Source organism: Thalassospira xianhensis MCCC 1A02616, assembly GCF_003326475.1.
Classification (GTDB): domain Bacteria; phylum Pseudomonadota; class Alphaproteobacteria; order Rhodospirillales; family Thalassospiraceae; genus Thalassospira; species Thalassospira xianhensis.
Genome location: NZ_JPWA01000014.1, coordinates 20338 through 38629, shown reverse-complemented (window position 1 = coordinate 38629; position 18292 = coordinate 20338). Strand labels below are relative to the sequence as shown.

General features: G+C 54.9%; 14 protein-coding genes and 4 tRNA genes. 14 read left to right on the top strand and 4 right to left on the bottom strand.

The genetic code is table 11. The features are described from left to right. Positions 1-55 precede the first annotated feature (55 nt). Positions 56-1858, bottom strand: a complete 1803-nt coding sequence (locus TH5_RS12695; RefSeq protein ID WP_114122177.1) for a PHA/PHB synthase family protein — start codon at positions 1856-1858, stop codon at positions 56-58. A gap of 265 nt (positions 1859-2123) precedes the next feature. On the opposite strand from TH5_RS12695, the gene TH5_RS12690 reads away from it, so the two are divergent. The 5 genes from TH5_RS12690 (at position 2124) to TH5_RS12670 (ending at position 8958) form a co-directional block, all read left to right on the top strand. Beyond that, positions 2124-3626, top strand: coding sequence for an OmpA family protein (locus TH5_RS12690; protein ID WP_114122176.1), 1503 nt, complete (start codon positions 2124-2126; stop codon positions 3624-3626). Positions 3627-3763: 137 nt separating this feature from the next. After that, positions 3764-5005, top strand: a complete 1242-nt coding sequence (locus tag TH5_RS12685) for an LL-diaminopimelate aminotransferase (protein ID WP_062951813.1) — start codon at positions 3764-3766, stop codon at positions 5003-5005. Positions 5006-5129: 124 nt separating this feature from the next. Beyond that, on the top strand, positions 5130-6434 hold the full coding sequence (locus tag TH5_RS12680; protein ID WP_114122175.1) for a homoserine dehydrogenase: 1305 nt from the start codon (positions 5130-5132) through the stop codon (positions 6432-6434). 137 nt (positions 6435-6571) lie between these two features. Next, positions 6572-7531: a class II fructose-bisphosphatase gene (gene glpX, locus TH5_RS12675; RefSeq protein WP_007091616.1), complete on the top strand. Its 960-nt coding sequence runs from the start codon at positions 6572-6574 to the stop codon at positions 7529-7531. Between the two features lie 134 nt (positions 7532-7665). Continuing rightward, complete coding sequence (locus tag TH5_RS12670; RefSeq protein ID WP_097050485.1) at positions 7666-8958, top strand: Hsp70 family protein; 1293 nt, start codon at positions 7666-7668, stop codon at positions 8956-8958. 13 nt (positions 8959-8971) lie between these two features. Here the strand turns inward: TH5_RS12670 and TH5_RS12665 are convergent, their stop codons facing one another. Then, complete coding sequence (locus TH5_RS12665) at positions 8972-9289, bottom strand: hypothetical protein (RefSeq protein WP_007091614.1); 318 nt, start codon at positions 9287-9289, stop codon at positions 8972-8974. 202 nt (positions 9290-9491) lie between these two features. On the opposite strand from TH5_RS12665, the gene TH5_RS12660 reads away from it, so the two are divergent. The 3 genes from TH5_RS12660 to TH5_RS12650 all read left to right on the top strand — a co-directional run bounded on the left by TH5_RS12660 (position 9492) and on the right by TH5_RS12650 (position 12860). Next, positions 9492-10028 (top strand): peroxiredoxin, encoded by a 537-nt coding sequence (locus TH5_RS12660; protein ID WP_114122174.1) that lies wholly within the window; start codon positions 9492-9494, stop codon positions 10026-10028. Between the two features lie 83 nt (positions 10029-10111). Next, positions 10112-11908 carry a single-stranded-DNA-specific exonuclease RecJ gene (recJ, locus tag TH5_RS12655; RefSeq protein ID WP_167443542.1) on the top strand — a complete coding sequence of 599 codons (1797 nt, stop codon included), beginning with the start codon at positions 10112-10114 and terminating at the stop codon, positions 11906-11908. A gap of 175 nt (positions 11909-12083) precedes the next feature. Then, positions 12084-12860, top strand: coding sequence for a substrate-binding periplasmic protein (locus tag TH5_RS12650; RefSeq protein ID WP_167443541.1), 777 nt, complete (start codon positions 12084-12086; stop codon positions 12858-12860). A gap of 43 nt (positions 12861-12903) precedes the next feature. Here the strand turns inward: TH5_RS12650 and TH5_RS12645 are convergent, their stop codons facing one another. Then, positions 12904-13437 carry a hypothetical protein gene (locus tag TH5_RS12645; protein WP_062951822.1) on the bottom strand — a complete coding sequence of 178 codons (534 nt, stop codon included), beginning with the start codon at positions 13435-13437 and terminating at the stop codon, positions 12904-12906. A 530-nt stretch (positions 13438-13967) separates the two neighbouring features. On the opposite strand from TH5_RS12645, the gene TH5_RS12640 reads away from it, so the two are divergent. From TH5_RS12640 to TH5_RS12615, 6 genes are all read left to right on the top strand, one after another. Further along, the gene (locus TH5_RS12640; RefSeq protein WP_167443540.1) at positions 13968-14792 is read left to right on the top strand and encodes a substrate-binding periplasmic protein; all 825 of its coding nucleotides are present in this window, start codon (positions 13968-13970) and stop codon (positions 14790-14792) included. A 196-nt stretch (positions 14793-14988) separates the two neighbouring features. Then, positions 14989-16170 carry an MFS transporter gene (locus tag TH5_RS12635; RefSeq protein ID WP_244204906.1) on the top strand — a complete coding sequence of 394 codons (1182 nt, stop codon included), beginning with the start codon at positions 14989-14991 and terminating at the stop codon, positions 16168-16170. A gap of 250 nt (positions 16171-16420) precedes the next feature. Next, positions 16421-16496, top strand: a tRNA-Glu gene (locus TH5_RS12630). A 32-nt stretch (positions 16497-16528) separates the two neighbouring features. After that, positions 16529-16604, top strand: a tRNA-Glu gene (locus tag TH5_RS12625). A gap of 38 nt (positions 16605-16642) precedes the next feature. After that, positions 16643-16718, top strand: a tRNA-Glu gene (locus tag TH5_RS12620). 38 nt (positions 16719-16756) lie between these two features. Beyond that, positions 16757-16832 (top strand) — tRNA-Glu (locus tag TH5_RS12615). A gap of 89 nt (positions 16833-16921) precedes the next feature. Here TH5_RS12615 and TH5_RS12610 read toward each other — a convergent pair. Continuing rightward, positions 16922-18292 (bottom strand): DNA polymerase IV, encoded by a 1371-nt coding sequence (locus TH5_RS12610; protein WP_114122169.1) that lies wholly within the window; start codon positions 18290-18292, stop codon positions 16922-16924.

Sequence of the window (18292 nt, the reverse complement as noted above, 5' to 3'; positions counted from 1 at the left end):
CAAACAAACGGCCCGCCATCTCGGGCGGGCCGGAAATTCCAGTCATGACGGATGATCAGGAAAGCTGCACTTTGACATATTCGCCGGGGGCTGCACCGAGCACCTTGAGCTTGCCATCCCCGGGGGTGCGGGCGTCAACCTTACCCCCGGAACGGCGGCTGATCCAGTTCTGCCAATCGGTCCACCATGACCCGTCATGCTGGACCGCCTTGGCAAGCCAGTCATCGGGATCAGCGGGATTGCGGTTATAGGTCCAGTGGCAATATTTGTTGGCGGCAGGCGGATTGACCACACCGGCAATATGGCCCGACGCCGATAGCACGAATTTTACCTGGCCTGACATCAATTGCGTGCCGGCATAGGTTGCTTTCCACGGTGCAATATGGTCTTCGCGCGTGGACAGGAAATAAACCGGAATTTTGATATCGCGCAGGTCGATCTTTTCACCCAGAATCGTAATGCCGCCGGGTTCGCGCAGCAGGTTCTTGTTATACATGTTGCGCAGATAGAAACTGTGCATGGCTTTGGGCATCCGGGTCGAATCGGAATTCCAGTACAGCAGGTCGAACGGGAAGGGGTCCTTGCCCAGCATGTAGTTGTTCACCACGAACGACCAGATCAGATCATTGGCGCGCAGCATGTTAAACGACATCGCCATGTCGCGACCGTCAAGATAGCCTTCTTTCGACATCCGGTTTTCAAGGCTTTCGATCTGTTCGTCATCGACAAAGACCGAGAGTTCACCCGGTTTTTCAAAGTCGGTCAGGGTGGTAAAGAACGTCGCCGATTTGATCCGTTCGTCACCAACCTTGGCCATATAGGCCAGCATCGCGGATAGAAGCGTGCCACCAAGACAATAACCGATTGCATTGACTTCGTTTTCGCCGGTTGCCTTTTCGATCATGTCGAGCGCAGCCAGCACGCCGTCTCGCCCGTAATCTTCAAAGCTTTCTTCGGCCAGTTTGCTGTCCGGGTTGACCCAGGATAGGACAAACACCGTGTGACCCTGATCAACAGCCCACTTGATGAAGGAATTTTCCGGACGCAGATCAAGAATGTAATATTTGTTGATCCATGGTGGCACGATCATGAGCGGGCGTTTCGCGACCTTGTCGGTTGCCGGTTTGTATTGCAGCAATTCCATCAACGGCGTTCTGCCGATTACGGATCCTTCGGTGGTTGCGACATTCTCGCCGATCTTGAAAGCATCCAGATCGGTCATTTTGATCTGAAGCTTACCCTTGCCGCGTTCGAGATCGTCCAGAAGGTTGCTGAGCCCCTTAAGTAGGTTTTCACCACCACTTTCGATGGTGGCGCGAAGGACTTCCGGGTTGGTCATCATGAAATTGGTCGGCGATATCGCATCGGCAAACTGCCGGGTATAAAACTCGACCTTCTGGGCTGTTTTTTCATCCAGCCCGTCAACATCATGCACAACATTCTGCATCCATTGCGAGGACAGCAGATAGGACTGTTTGATGAAATCAAACAGTTCGTTGTTTTCCCACGCCTCGTCGCGGAAACGGCGATCACCCTTTTGCGGGGATGCGACGGGTTCCGATTCCTGCCCCAGCATGCGCATCGTCGTATTGTGCCAGAGCATATAATACTGCTGCCACAGATCCATTTGTGCTTCGACCAGTTTGGTCGGATTTTGCATCATATGGGTAGTCAGTTCGACAAAGGCCGAGCCGATATTGAGCGGATCAGGATCGGAAATTTCCGGATCTTCTGCCTGTTTGGCGAGGAAGTCAGACACAAGTCTTTGACTTCTCTCGGCTATTTCTGCCATAGCAGATGACAGTTCCTCGGGATCAGGAAGATGAATTTCGGTTTCTTTGGCCTGTTGATCGTTCATGGCGCATTCCCTTATGATACGGCCGCCTGAGCATAGGAACATAAAGCAGGAAATTCGATCTTTGCGATATCGCAATCATTTTCCCGTTTTATGATCCAATGCCCTCAAACAGCGTGTCGGGTTGAAACTCTGCTTGATCCCAAGCTTATCATGGTCTTAGCCTAGCCCGCTGATGAGGGGTAATACAAGAATTATAAGGTGACGGATTTGTCGCAATCTTCAACGGCAACGTCACACAAAACATAGTTTGGAGCAGCGAAATCAAATGGGCGTTCTGAAATCGACGACATGGCGGTGGTCGGAGCACGGGTCCGCGAAAATCAAATTGCGGCCATTGCTGCATGCCGGATCGGCGCTTGCTGTTGTGCTGATGCTGGGCGCCTGTTCTTCGGTCCCTGATGCTATTAACCCGGTCGAGTGGGGCAAATCGATTGGTGATGCCTTTGACGGCGAAGATGAAACTGCTGCCAAATCGGATCAGCCGATTCCGGGTGAAGACGAAGATTACCCGCGTCTGGCCGATACACCCGCCAAGCCGGTTGTAACCGGTGATGCGGAACGTGATGCGCTTGTTGCCGGGCTTGCTGCGGACCGCGCGAATGCGCAATATACCCAGTCGGGCCGCCGTCAAAGCACCCCGCCGGTCAACGCGCTTCAGCCTGAACCGGCGCCAAGTGCCGCAAATGTCGATCAGCCGGAAATCACCCCGGCACCAACGACGGCGGTTAGCAGCAGTCCAATGGCAGAACCAAAAGCACAGGCCGCCGAAGCTCAATCAAGCGCAACCGAAGCACAGAAATCGGCTGAAGCCACAGCCAAGGCTTCTGAAACCAAGACTGCGGCAGCAGCAGGTGCCGCCGGAGCGGCGACGGGAAGTGCTGTAACATCGGCGCAATCGGGTTCGAAAATTGCGGATGAATGGAATGCCAAGGCACCGGCTTCGGGACCGGTACCGACGCCAGCCGCCGTACCTGAAAAGCCGGAAGTACTGGAAGAAACGGCTGCTGCTGCACCGTCATCTCCCGAAATGACCGATGAAGATCGTGCTGCAATTGCCGATGCAGAAGCTGCGCTTGCTGCTGCGGAGGCTGGTAATGCCGCGTCTTCGGCCAGCTCCGCCCCGACCTCTACGGGCGATCCGGTGATGGATCAGTACAACAAGCGCCTCGCCGAGGGCGAAGGTGTGTTCGCCAATGAACCGACACCGGGTTCGGGACCTGCAGCACAGGCGCAGGCATTTGATTATTCGGTTTACTCCGATAATGGATCGGTGATTGTCGATGAAAGCCAGCTTGGCGGTGGCGGCAATCCTTATCTGTCCGATTCTGCCATGCCTTATGCCGAAACCGCGAACGAGGTTCTGGCGGCGCGTCTTGGCGTTCGTTCCGTCGATACGCTGGGGCCGAGTGTAAACGGAGTCCAGGTTGCGCAAATCCAGTTCGGACACGGTTCGTCGAACCTGTCGGGCACGGATAACAATGTCCTGAGCCAGGTTGCCCAGGCATGGCGTCAGACGGGCGGGATTCTTCGGATTATCGGTCATGCATCGATGCGTACCGCGAATATGAGCCTTGAAGAACACATGGCGATCAACCGTCAGGTTTCGGAACGGCGCGCATCGGCGGTGGTATCGGAACTGGTGTCTCTCGGTGTTAACCCTGACGCGATCTTTGTCGGGGCCGACGGATCGGCCGATCCGCGCTATTATGAAGGCGTTCCTGCCGGTGAGGCTGGAAACCGCCGTGTTGAAATCTTTATGGATTATTGATCCTAAAAAAGGTACATCCTTCGAATTGTACGGCGCGCCACCCGCATTTTGTCGTGTGGCGCGCAATTTTTTTCAATTCGACGATCCGGTTTTCGCAGAAAATTCGAAAATCGGCGAAGTGACGAGGATGTAGGATAATGTCCCAGGAATTCCATCGCATAAAACGCCTCCCGCCATACGTATTTGCTGAAGTAAATGCGATGAAAGCGGCGGCGCGGCGAGCGGGAGAGGACATTATTGACTTCGGCATGGGCAATCCGGACCCGGCCACCCCGCAGCATATCGTCGACAAGCTGGTTGAAACCGTCCAGAACCCGCGCACGCATGGTTATTCGATGTCGCGCGGTATCCCCGGCCTGCGCAAGGCGCTTGCGGCCTATTATGGCCGTCGTTTCGGGGTTGATATCGATCCGGAAACCGAAACTGTTGTGACGCTGGGGTCCAAGGAAGGCCTTGCCAACCTTGCGGCTGCCATTACCAGCCCCGGTGACATCATTCTGGTGCCCAATCCGTCCTATCCGATCCATGCGTTCGGTTTCATCATTGCCGGGGCGGCATTGCGTCATATCCCGATTGGCCATGACGAGCAGGGCGAATTCAATGCTGAAAGCTTTATGGAGCAGTTGCATCGCGCTGTGAAACATTCGGTTCCGAAACCGAGTGCCGTTGTGCTGAACTTCCCGGCCAACCCTACATCGCTGGTGGTCGATCTTGATTTCTATAAGGAAGTTGTCGATTTCTGCCGTGCGCAGGAAATCTATATCCTGTCGGATATCGCCTATTCGGAGATCTATTTTGATGGTAACCCGCCGCCCTCAATCCTTCAGGTTGAAGGGGCCAAGGAAATTGCCGTTGAATTCTATTCGCTGTCGAAAACCTATTCGATGGCGGGCTGGCGTATCGGCTTTGCGACCGGTAACAAGAAGCTTATCAATGCGCTGACCCGTATCAAATCATACCTTGATTACGGTGCATTTACCCCGATCCAGGTGGCGGCAACCGCGGCGCTTAACGGCCCACAGGATTGTGTCGAGGAATTCCGCAATCTGTATCGTGACCGCCGCGATATCTTTATCGAGGGGATGCAAAGTGCCGGATGGAACATTCCGGTCCCGGCGGCAACCATGTTTGCATGGGCGCCGATTCCCAAGGCGTTCGAGGAACTCGGGTCGCTTGATTTTTCGAAGCTTCTTTTGCAGGAAGCAGGTGTCGCCGTGGCCCCCGGTCTTGGCTTTGGCGAGTATGGCGATCGCCATGTTCGTATCGCCCTTGTTGAAAACAAGCACCGCATCCGGCAGGCCAATCGCAACATCAAGGCATTCTTCCAGAAATATCCCGATGCAGAATCTGCACGTGAACTGTTGAAGAAATCTGTCTGATATTCGATAAAGCATTCTATGTTTCGCCCGGGACATGTCCCGGGCGAAGTTTTGTGTGCGCACCGGATGTTGTAAAAGACTCCGTCACCTATGCGCAAATCCAACCACGGCATGAGGAGTTATCGTGCAAAACGTCGTAAAGATCGGTGTGGCAGGCCTTGGTACGGTCGGTGCCGGAACCGTTAAACTGCTGAGCGAACACAGGGACAATCTGGCGGACCGTTCCGGTTCCCCGATGATTGTCACAGCAGTATCGGCGCGCGATCGAACTCGGGACCGTGGTTTTTCGACCGAAGGCATTACCTGGTACGAAGACGCCCGTGATCTTGCAACCGACAAGAATGTCGATGTGGTTGTTGAAACCATCGGCGGTTCGGACGGCATTGCCTATGACGTCTGCAAGGCCGCCCTTGAAAACGGCAAGCATGTCGTCACCGCGAACAAGGCGCTGATTGCCCTGCATGGCGTCGAACTGGCGCGCATTGCCGATGCCCACAATGTTACCATCGCCTATGAAGCGGCCGTTGCTGGCGGTATCCCGGTGATCAAGGCGCTTCGCGAAGGGTTGGCAGGAAATGCCATATCCCGCGTAACAGGCATCCTGAACGGAACATGTAACTATATCCTGACCACCATGCGCGAACAGGGGCGTGATTTTGCCGATGTTCTGGCCGAAGCCCAGAAGCTTGGTTATGCCGAAGCCGATCCGACCTTTGACGTCGATGGTATTGATGCCGCACATAAGCTCGCGATTCTGACCAGCCTTGCCTTCGGGGTGGAGGTCGACTTTGACGCGATTGCGGTTGAAGGCATTCGCAGCGTTTCAGCACTTGATATCCAACTGGCCGAGGAACTTGGATATCGCATCAAGTTGCTGGCAATTGCCAAGCAGACTCCGGAAGGCATCGAACAGCGCGTATCGCCGGTTCTGGTGGATCGCAGCACCCAGATATCAAAAGTCGAAGGCGTGTTTAACGCGGTCGTGCTTGAAGGTGATTATGTTGGTCCGGTTGTTCTGCAGGGACGCGGTGCGGGCGAACGCCCGACGGCATCGGCCGTGGTTGCCGATCTTGTTGATATTGCAGCCGGGCGGAATGCACCGGTGTTTGGTGTTCCGGCAGATCGCCTGAAAAAGAATGTGCGTGCGTCGCTCGAAAAGCATGTCGGGCCTTATTACCTGCGCCTGATGGTCTGGGATCGCCCTGGTGTCATGGCCGAGGTCACAGCGACCCTCGCCAAGCATGGTGTGTCGATGGCTTCCATGATCCAGCACGGGCGGGCCGAGACCGAGGGTGGTGTTGTTCCGGTGGTCTTCGTGACCCACGAAACCAGCGAAGCGGCGATGTCCGGGGCGCTTTCGGATATTTCAGCGTTTGAAAGCAATTCGCAGCCGCCGGTCCTGATGCGGATCGAAGGATTTACTTCGTAACAAAACAAAAAAAAGACATATGCGCCTCGCAGGTATAATACCGCGAGGCGTAATTATAAGTCCCGAGCCAAACGGGACGCGCCGGGAAACAAAGAGACGGGGCCCCCAGACCCCGCGTTAACGACGAGGATGAAGTTATGGATCGAAATCTCGCGCTTGAAACCGTTCGTGTTACCGAGGCCGCGGCACTTGCCTGCTCCGGGCTTATGGGGCGCGGTGATGAAAAGGCCGCCGATCAGGCCGCCGTGGACGCAATGCGCAATGCACTGAACAGCATGGACATTCGTGGTACCGTCGTGATCGGCGAAGGCGAACGCGACGAAGCACCGATGTTGTTCATTGGCGAAGAAGTCGGTTCGGGCGAAGGCCCGGAAATCGACATCGCGCTTGATCCGCTTGAAGGCACAACCATTTGTGCGACCGGTGGTCCGAACTCGTTGGCCGTTGTTGCCATGGCTGAAAAGGGTGGGTTCCTGAACGCACCGGACACCTACATGGATAAAATTGCCGTTGGCGGTGGTCTGCCCGACGATGTTGTCGACCTTGATGCCAGCCCGGCCGAAAACCTGAAAAGCCTTGCCTCGGCAAAGGGCTGCGATGTTTCTGATCTGGTGGTCTGCATCCTTGATCGTCCCCGCCATCAGGAAATCATTGCGAAAACCCGCGAAGCCGGTGCGCGTATCATGCTGATCGGTGATGGTGACGTTGCCGGTGTTATCGCGACCTCGCAGAAAACGTCGGGTATCGATCTTTACATGGGGACCGGTGGCGCGCCCGAAGGCGTTCTTGCGGCTGCTGCCCTTCGGTGCATTGGTGGCCAGTTCCAGGGGCGTCTTGTTTTCCGTAACGATGACGAAATCGCGCGCGCCAAGAAATGGGGCATCGAAGATCTGACCCGCAAATACAAGCTGACTGAACTTGCCAAGGGCAATGTGATGTTTGCCGCAACCGGTGTAACCGATGGGGCGATGCTTCGCGGTGTCCGTCGTTTCGCCAATGGTGCGGAAACCGAAAGCATCGTGATGCGTTCGCAGTCGGGTACGGTGCGCTATGTCCGTGCGGTTCACGATTTCAGCCGGAAAATCTGGTACAAATAATCCGCTTTGGCGGATTGCGAAAACGGGGGAGTGCCTTTGCGCTCCCTTTTTTCGTTTATTGCTTGCGGGCTGGGGCTGTCCGGGTTACATCCTCCGCCCCCTTGAAAATGAAATGCCTTTGCCGGAGCCGACAAATGTCCGAGATTATCGCCCTTGATTTTGGTACGACCAACTCGGTACTGGCCGTTGCCGATAGCAACGGCAATGTGCAATCGGCAACGTTCGAGGTTGGTCAGAACAGTTTTGATACCTATCGAACCATCCTATATTTCTGGGAAGAACAGAAACTGACCGCACCGGGTGCGCCGATCAGTCTGCAAAGCTGTTCCGGGCCGTTTGCCATGGCCGAATATCTGAAGGAAAGTCAGGATTGCCGACTGATCCAGTCGATCAAATCCTATCTGGCATCCAAGGATTTCGAAGGCACCGAAATTTTCGGCAATGTCTATACGATCGAAGACCTGATCGCGACGTTCCTGACCCAGATACATCATCACGCGCAATACAGCCTTGGGGGCCTTGGATATCGGGTGATTTCCGGGCGTCCGGTTGCGTTTGCCGGAACAAATCCCGATAACGATTATGCCGAAATGCGACTACGTGCGGCCTATGAGCAGGCCGGGTTCGAGGTCGAGGCAATGGTGTTCGAACCCTTGGCGGCGAGCTATTATTACGGTCGGCAGCTTGATAAGCCCGAAACCGTTCTGGTCGCCGACTTTGGCGGTGGTACCAGTGACTTTTCGGTTATCCGCTTTACACCGGGCATGGGTATTCGCGGGGTCAAGGCGCTTTCGCATACCGGTCTTGGCATTGCGGGCGACAGTTTTGATTACCGCATCATCCAGAAAGCCATCTGGCCGCGTCTTGGCTTTGGCAGCGAATATCGTACGATGGGGGCCGCGCTTCCGGTGCCACGCCAGTATTACACCGCGTTTTCGCGCTGGCATTATCTTTCGATGATGCGCCAGCCCAAGGTGATCAACGAAATCAGAAGCCTGATCCGGACCGCCGAACAGCCCGACGATATCGAAGATCTGGTAACGATCATCGAAGAAGAACTCGGCTTCCATCTGTATCAGGCGGTGTCAAAAGCCAAGGCGGAACTTTCAAGTGCGGAAAGCACGATCCTGCAATTCAACCATGCCGGGGTCGAGATCGAGGAACGTCTGACACGTGCCGATTTTGAAGCCGCGATTGCGCCCGATATTGCCGATATTGAAAAGGCTGCAAAGCTTTGCCTTGAGCAGGCAGGCATTCAGCCACACGAGGTTTCGCGCGTTTTCATGACCGGCGGTACTTCTTATGTCCCGGCCGTGCGTCGCCTGTTTGAAGAGGGTTTTGGCAAGGAACGGGTCGAAATCGGCCAGCCGTTCCTGTCGGTTGCGCACGGTCTGGCATTGATTGCAGCCGATGAGGGCATTGTTTGATCAGTCTTGCGTTCTAGCAACTGAAACTGCCCTGGCATTGGGTTTCAAGCAGGATGACGGCGACCGTGATCAGGACAAACCCGATCACGCCAAGCCCGTAAAGCCAAAGCGATTTCGGGTGATTTTTTAAAATCCATGGCAGGATGCCGCCCATCAGGCACAGTACCGGAAATGCAAGAACGGCAAAAAACAGAAACCAGGTCAGGTTATTTTCGTCCGATCCCGGTGCATCGAATATCATCGGCGAAAACATGACAAGCGGGGCTGCCATCAGTGCACCCAGAATGGAAAGGACGGTCAGTCCGATCCGCAATCCTTTTCTATGATTCATTGCGCGTACCCGTTTTTTGTTTATCCCGGCAGTCTGCACAGCTTTGGCGTGTATGCAAGAGATTGCGGGCAGGCGCATGTTTTTCACAATGCGAAATCGTCGCTTCTTTTGTCGCGGATTGATCATGCCTATCTTCAGAAGATGAAGGGTTGGATATTGTCCGACCTATAAAGTCCGGCGACCTGTTTCAGGGGGATGATCAATGAGTTCGGAAAGTGATGCGCATATTGTTGAACGGCTGACGGGGCAAATCCTGCCTTCTTTTGCGTTGGTGGCAACCAATGATCAGCCGGTTGATCTTGCGACCCTGAGCGGGCGCACGGTAGTTTATGCGTATCCCCGCACGGCCGAACCTGACAAACCATCCCCAGCGGGTTGGGATGAAATCCCCGGTGCCAAAGGATGTACGCCGCAATCCTGTTCGTTCCGTGACCATGCCAAGGAACTGTCGGCTGTCGGGGTGGATCATCTTTTCGGGCTTTCCAGCCAGACCACGGACTATCAAAAGGAAGCGGCAGAAAGGCTTCATCTGCCATTTGCGCTTTTGTCCGATGCCGATCACCGGTTCAAGGAATCGATGGCGATGCCGGATTTCGTTGCTGATGATATGCGTTTGTTTAAACGCCTGACCATGATCATTGATGACGGACGTATCAGCAAAGTTTTCTATCCGGTTGATGCCCCGGCCGAGGATGCCGAAAATGTTTTGCGTTGGTGCCGGGATAATCCGCGGGGCTGACGTGGAAGGGGAATTCGATTTGCTTTGCATCAAAGCAAAATATCCGGTTTAAGCGCGCCCCGGATTACGCTATTTCATTGGGCATGACAGATCATGCGCAAGAAAAGACATTTTTGGGGATAGAGCGATCCGTTACCGGTAAATGGTGGCGTGAACGCAATCTGGACGACAGGCTGGCAATCACCATTGCCCAGCGTTTTGGCGTTCCCGAAGTTGTCGGGCGGGTGATGGCGGCCCGCGATATCGGGCTCGATGATGCCGAAAGTTTCCTGAACCCGACCCTGCGCGATCTGATGCCCGATCCATCGACCTTAAAGGATATGGACAAAGCCGCTGCGCGAATTGCTGACGCGGTCATCAAGGGCGAAAATATTGCTGTTTTTGGTGATTACGACGTTGATGGTGCGACCAGCACCGCGTTGTTAAAACGCCTTTTCGCGGCCCTTGGGCGCGATGTGGTGGTTCATATCCCGGACCGCCAAAAGGAAGGGTATGGCCCCAACAGTCCGGCTTTGCTGGATTTGCAGCGTCGCGGTGCCAATCTGATCCTGACGGTCGATTGCGGGGTAACAGCCTATGCGCCACTGACCGACGCCAAGGAAGCCGGGATCGAAATAATCGTTGTCGATCATCATGCTGCGGAGCCGGAATTACCACCTGCCGTTGCTGTCGTGAACCCGAACCGCCTCGATGATGAAAGCGGCCTTGGGCATTTGTGTGCTGCCGGTGTTGCCTTTTTGCTATCCGTTGCGATCCTGCGCGAATTGCGGTTGCGCGGCTGGCTGGAACAGTCGGGCATCCGCCCGCCAGATTTGCGCAACTGGCTTGATCTTGTGGCACTTGGCACTGTCTGTGATGTGGTGCCGTTGCGCGGACTCAACCGTGCTTTCGTGACACAGGGCATCAAAATCATGCGCCATCGCCACAATATCGGTATGGCTGCATTGGCCGATATTGCCGGGGTCAATGAAACTCCCAGTGCCTATCATCTTGGCTTCATGCTGGGGCCGCGGGTGAATGCTGGTGGGCGTGTCGGGGAATCTTTCCTGGGGACCACATTGCTTTCGGGTGATGATCCCGCGCAGGCGCTTGATATCGCGCGCAAGCTTGACGAATATAATCGTGAACGCAAGGCGATCGAGGATATCGTGCTTGATCAGGCGATCAGCGCGGTCGAAAGCCAGTCAAAGGTCGGTGCGATGGTTCTGGTCGGTGGGGAGGACTGGCACCCCGGAGTGATCGGCATCGTCGCCAGCCGTTTGAAGGATCGTTACCATGTGCCCGCCCTTGTGATGGGCATGGTTGATGGCGTGTTCAAGGGATCGGCGCGTTCGGTACGCGGGATTGACCTTGGGGCCGCGATCATTGCCGCACGTCAGGCGGGTCTTCTGATCAATGGTGGCGGGCATGGTATGGCAGCAGGTTTCACCCTTGATCCGGAAAAACGCCCGGCATTCGAAGAATTTCTTGAAACCCGGTTTGCCAAAATCATCGCTGAAAATGATATTCGCCCGACCATGACGGTTGATGGTGGCCTGCATGCGATGGGGGCAACTGTTGATCTGATCGAGGCCCTTGAAAAACTTGGTCCGTTTGGAGCTGGCAATGCCGAGCCGCGCTTTGTTTTCCCGGAATGCCGGGTGGTCAAGGCCGACGTGGTGGGCGCTGATCACGTGCGCTGCATTTTATCGGGAAGCAACGGCAAGGGGCGGCTCAAGGCCATCGCATTCCGTTGCCTTGATAATGATATGGGCCAGACCCTTCTGAAGCACGGTGGGCGTCCCCTGCATATCCTTGGGCATTTGCGGCGCGATAGCTGGCAGGGGCGCGAAGGTGTGCAGCTTATGATCGATGATGTTGCATTGCCCGTTTTGGAGTAGGCCTGCTACCTGATGATCTTCGTCGCATTGTATTATCCGTTGGCATGATTATATGTTCGAAGGTATAGGTTTGATGCGATAGGGCGGCGAAATTTTGCACCGTGTTTCATTCTACGGATTGGTGTTTGGAAAGCTGCGGCTGGCTGCTTTGATATTGGTGCCTTTTTGGGCTGTATTGCCGGAAACAGCGCGTGCCGATCAAGATGATTTAAAGGCCCCCGGTGCAATAGCCGACGCACTTTCCATTACTCTTCTGACCGAAGAGTATCCACCTTTCAATTATACTGAAAACGGCCAAATTCTGGGAGCTGGCGGTGAGGTTGTCCGTGCGATGGCAGCCCACCTTGGTTATCACAAGCCGATCCAGTCAATGCCTTGGAAACGGGTAATACTGCGTCTTGAATCTGACCCGGATGTTGCGGCCTTTTCCATGACCCGGACATCGCAGCGCGAAGACCTTTACCAATGGGTCGGCCCGATTGTCGAAATCGAGGCGGGTATTTATGAATTTGCCGATCATCCCGACCCGGTGAGATCGCTTAACGATATCCGCAATGTGCCGGCGATTGGTGTGCAAGCCGGAGGGGCAGACGAAATCGCCCTTCGTCAGTATGGCATGGTCAATCTGGAACCGTTGCACAATCCGGAAGTCGGGTTACAGATGCTTGCCGCGGGGCGAATTGATCTGCTGGTTTCATCGGATATTGAATTGCACCGCCAGCTTGCCGATACCGGTATCGCTCCCAGTCTGATCCATCGGGTTTATTCGTTCGGTTCAAGCGGCCTCTATCTGGCATTTTCCCGTGATACCGATCAAAGAGTGGTTACAATCTGGCAATCTGCACTGGATGCTGTCGTCGCGAATGGCCAGTTTGCCAGAATCATGGCGCAATATGGTGCGGTCTCAGATCAGACCACACCTTTTTCCGGAAGCCTTGCACCGGGACAATGAAAGGCCCGATTAAAACGGTCACTTAAACCGGTCATCGCGCCAATCAATTCTTGGTGTCGCCTGCAAGACGTTGCTGCTGCCGTCCAAGAATGATGGAGATAGCCTGAGACAGGACGGTCGCCATTTTGCTGTTATCTCGATTATTTTCGAGGTCGCCGACAATCTGGTCATAGGCCGTGATGATGTCATGGGCGATTTGCGGACTGTTCGAGATGCCTTCGGCAGCCAGAAATCCGCTGATAATGGCCATAAGTACTTCGCGTTCGACCGGATCGGCACAGCTTGGCGATGATGCTGTTTCAAGCTCGTCAGGAGGCAATTCCGCCCCGGCTGTGCTTTGACCTTCGCCTGTTGCAATCCATTCCATGCGAATGCCTTTGGAAATGGCAAGGCGTGCAATCCCGACAAAACGGGGTTCGGATTGTGCCTGGCACCATCTGTTTAACTGTTCGGGGATGATGCCCGCGATCCGGGCAGCATCCTTTTTTCGATCAAACAGTTCAACGACCTGGCGAATGCGATCCCCCAGCGCGCTATCAAGTACGGGCAGGGGACCTTGGGTATTCCGCCTATCCATGCTGCACGCTGGATGTTGCAGGTTGTAAAGTGTCGCTACCCGTTTTCCGCGAAAAACCGGATTGTCGAAATTTTTTAGTTGAATATCGAATTTTTTCGTTATAAATCTTGCTCATGTTCAACTTTAACTGGCTTTTTTAACCAAGTGGCTCGGTTTTGTTGTTCGGACTTGGGGATCGGCGAAGAGTGGGCGCCGAAAGAATCGATGACAGCATACTACATCAACATGTTCTAAATTTAGACTGTTACCATTTTGGGGCGTAATCGTGCTCGCGCGTGATGTGAATGGCGTCACGCGAAAGGATGTTCATATCCAAATGGATGGTTCCCTCCGAGTCTAGATATGTACGACGTCACTGGCAATCAACATGTCGGACTATCATGTTGAATAAACAGGTTATGTGACGACGTATTCTTTCGGTCTTGCAAGTTTCTTCTTTGCGGCTTTTTTGCATTTGATGGCTGACAGGGAAACACATGCGACGGGCAGGTATATTCTTTCAACCAAAGGAACGGCGGAGCATCACGATCTTGCGGCGTGTCGTCGTGATCGTTGTTTTTGTTATTGTTGCGCTCTGGTCGCGGGGAATGTTTGCTGCCCCTCAGGCCGAGGCGGCGATGGAAGCTGCGCGGTCCGTCAGAATATATACCGAAGATTTTGCCCCCTTTAATTACATCACCGATACCGGTTTGACCGGTGCTGGGGCTGATGTGGTCAGGGAGATGGCCCGGCGTCTGGGGCATGACGGAAAATTTGAAATCCTGCCATGGAAGCGGGCCCTGCAAATTGTGGATGACACGCCCGGTACGGCCGTCTTTTCCATGGTGCGAACCGCGGAACGCGAGCCGGAATATAAATGGGTCGGGCCGATTATCGTTACCCGGGGCTGGCTTTATAAAATGACCGACAGCGATCTTGATATCCGGGGGCTGGAAGATGCCCGCAAAGTTGCCGCCATCGGTGTGCAGGCGGGCGGTGCCGCCGAACGGATATTGCATGAAAAGGGTTTCAAAAACCTAGCATCCCTTTATACGCCAGGAAACGCGTTGCAGCTTCTGGCAAGTGACCGTATCGACCTTTGGGAAGCTTCCGATCTGGTGATGGAACACCAGCGCCGCAAATTCGAAATTGATCCTTCGGAAATCGAGCCGGTTATCGGCTTGGGAACTTACGAGCTTTATCTGGCATTCTCGCCGCAAACGCCTGATTTCGTTGTTGCGCCGTGGCAAAGGGTGCTTGATGAATTGCGAGGTGACGGCACGTTTGCCGAGATTGGCCGGAAATATGGCGTGATAATCCCCAGCGAAGAGGCCGAAGTGCTTTCGGATGGCGATATCAACCTTATGACACGTTGATCGCGACAGAAGTTGAACTGAACCCCTCTGCGCCCATTTTACGAAACGTATCACGGCAATACACCCGGATATATCGTGCGGGGGCTTGCGGGTATCTTGTGATCGGATTATGCCATTTGGCATCATGAATGATCATACAAAAACACCAAAGCAGGCGTCGTATGGGCTTGGAACCTTTTTATGGATCCTGGCACCTGTGGTACTTGCTTTTTCGCTTAGCCAGTTTTTCCGTTCCGCGCAGGCATTGCTGGCGGAATCGCTTCGGATCGAAATTTCAACCTCGCCCGAGGAACTTGGGCTGATATCTGGCAGCTTCCATTTTGCCTTTGCCCTGATGCAAATTCCGGTCGGTGTGATGCTGGACCGGTACGGTCCGCGTTTGACCAATGGGGTGATGATGATCATCACCGTTGCCGGTGTGCTGATTTTTGCCAATGCGCATAGTGTGGCCGGGTTGATGATCGGGCAGGCGGTGATTGGTCTTGGCTGTTCAGCGGCCTTTATGGCGGCACTTGTGCTGGCATCGCGTTGGGTGGCGCCGGAAAAGTTTGCCGCGACCTCTGGCCTGATTGTGGCGTTCAGTTTGCTGGGCGTTCTGGCATCGGCAACGCCATTGGCCGCCCTGATCGAGCTTCGCGGCTGGCGCGAGGTTTATTATGGTCTTGCGGTGCTCAGCGCACTTTCAGTCGTCCTGACCTTCACCATGGTGCGCGATGCCCCGCCAAACCACAGCTTCCATTCCCGCAAGGGCGAAACCGTGACCGAGGCCTTGCGCGGCATGGTTTCTGTCTGGAAGAACCGGCAGGTCTGGTTTCTGGTTGGTGTCGCCTTCTTCAGCTATCCGGCGATCCTGACGGTACGCGGGCTTTGGGGCGGGCCATATCTGCATGATGTTTTCCATCTTGGGGTGGTAGATGTCGGCAATGTCCTTCTGGTGATGACAATTGGCATGATCATCGGGCCACCCGCCTATGGGCAGCTTTCGCGTCTGATGGGCGGGGCTGCTCATCCGCTGATCGTCTTTGCCGTTCTGATTGCGGCTGTGCTGTGCCTGTTGCAGGCCCTGCTGGGGACGACGGCCCTTTGGCTGGCGGCGGTCCTGATGGTCGCGCACGGGCTTCTGGGGAGCTGTGCAACGCTGAACTATGCCGCATCGCGCGCGGCCGTGCCCGAACATCTGATTGGCCGTGCCCTGACCACGGTTAATCTGGCGACCTTTGGCGGGCTGTTTGTCCTTCAGGGGATTGCAGGTGTGATCATTGGCCGGTTTGAACCAGGCGCAACGGAAGGCTATCGCGTGATGTTTGCCTTCCTTGGTGTCTGCCTTGCGATTGCCGGGGCTGCCTTCTGGATGGGAACGCGCAAGCGGGCGAATTGATTTCAAACGGTTTTGTGGCAGATGCCGTTATGGTTGCCGTTGCGGGTATGCGTTGGCATATATGTTGAACATTGATATTGAAGGATCGGGCTATGTTCCTTGCGGTTAAACAGGATGCTTGGATTTCCCGGCTTTTGGCGTGTTATCGCCCTATTTAAGGTGGGGGATTAAAAAAAACGTCACAGCGGCGAAAAACGCGCTTGACCTTACCCGACCCAATCGCTAAAAACCGGCCTCGTTAACGCGCTGCGTCCCCTTCGTCTAGAGGCCTAGGACACTGCCCTTTCACGGCGGCAACAGGGGTTCGAATCCCCTAGGGGACGCCACTCGTTAACACGGACTGCATTTTGGTGACTGTGTCCCCTTCGTCTAGAGGCCTAGGACACTGCCCTTTCACGGCGGCAACAGGGGTTCGAATCCCCTAGGGGACGCCACCAAAGCAGACCATACATAAGATCGCAGCGCGATTTGCGTCCCCTTCGTCTAGAGGCCTAGGACACTGCCCTTTCACGGCGGCAACAGGGGTTCGAATCCCCTAGGGGACGCCACCAAAGCAGACCATACATAAGATCGCAGCGCGATTTGCGTCCCCTTCGTCTAGAGGCCTAGGACACTGCCCTTTCACGGCGGCAACAGGGGTTCGAATCCCCTAGGGGACGCCATCTTCTTCCAAAGATAATTATTCGGCTTGTAATGCTCGTTCGGTTTGTGACGGGAATTTTTTGTTTTGGCTGCCCGACCACGCGTAGGGTTAGAACCCAAACCGGTGTTGGCGCGATGTTTTCTTGTGCTGGCGATATCGCCGCGTCAGGCTTTCGCGCAATTGTTCTGCCGTCGGGCGCGGGATTTGCGGGATCAGACGGGCCGGGGGCAGGGTGCTTTCACCGTTATCCTCAATCAATTCAACGGGAGCTGTTTCTTCGGCTTCACCAAACAGATCGGCAGGGTCGGCTGTATCGGCCGGGAAAAGATCGGCAACGCCGACACCCAGCAGGCGATAACGCGTTCCATCCACTTCCTTTTTCAAAAGTGTCAGGGCGGTTTCAAGGATCATATCCTCGCGCAATGTCGGGTAGGTCAGGCGCATGTTGCGGGTGCGGGTTTTGAAATCGGCTGATTTCAGTTTCAGGACAACGGTATGGCCTGCGATTTCCTTGCGTGCAAGGTCACTGGCAACACGCGCCGTCAGGCGCTTGGCGATATCCACCAGTTCATCAAGGTCGGAAATGTCCTCGTTAAACGTGGTTTCCGATGATAGGCTTTTACGTTCGCTGCTTTGTTCGACCCGGCGATTGTCCTGTCCGCGCGAAAAATGGAAGAACCGTTTACCAATGCTGCCGTAACGGCCCTGCAAGGCATGTATATCAAGTTCCTGCATTTGTCCGATGGTGGTGATGCCATCGTCGCGCAGCTTGCGCTCCATCGCCGGTCCAACGCCCCACATCATGCGTACCGGTTTATCGGCAAGGAACGATAGGGCTTCTGTGGCGCCGATCATTGAAAAACCGAACGGTTTATTGAGGTCGGATGCGATCTTGGCCAGAAACTTGTTATAGGAAAGCCCGATGGAAACCGTTATGCCGACCTCGCGCCGGATTTGCGCCTGAAGTTCGATTAGGCATTCGGCGGCTGTTTTGCCATGCGTTTCCTGCGCGTTGGTCAGGTCAAGAAACGCCTCGTCGATCGAAAGCGGTTCAATGTCCGGGGTTATGGCGCGCATCATGTCACGCACCCGGTATCCCTCGCGCTGATATTTCGCCATGTCGGGTTTCAGGAAAACGCCATCCGGGCACAATTCCCGTGCCTTGAAGGCAGGCATCGCGGATCGCACGCCGAATTTGCGCGCTACATAGCAGCAGGTTGAAACAACCCCGCGATGTCCGCCGCCAATGATGACGGGCTGATCAATTAGTTCCGGTCGGTCGCGCTTTTCGATGGAGGCATAAAAGGCATCACAATCGAGATGGCCGATCAGAAGATCGGGCAACTCTGCATGCGCAATCCCGCGTTTTCCAGCACAGACCGGGCAGGGCACGTAGGCCCCTTCGCCGCTTTTGGCAAGCGGTCGGTCTGCATGGAAGCGCCATTTGTGATGGCAATCGGGACAAAGTGCATAGATCAT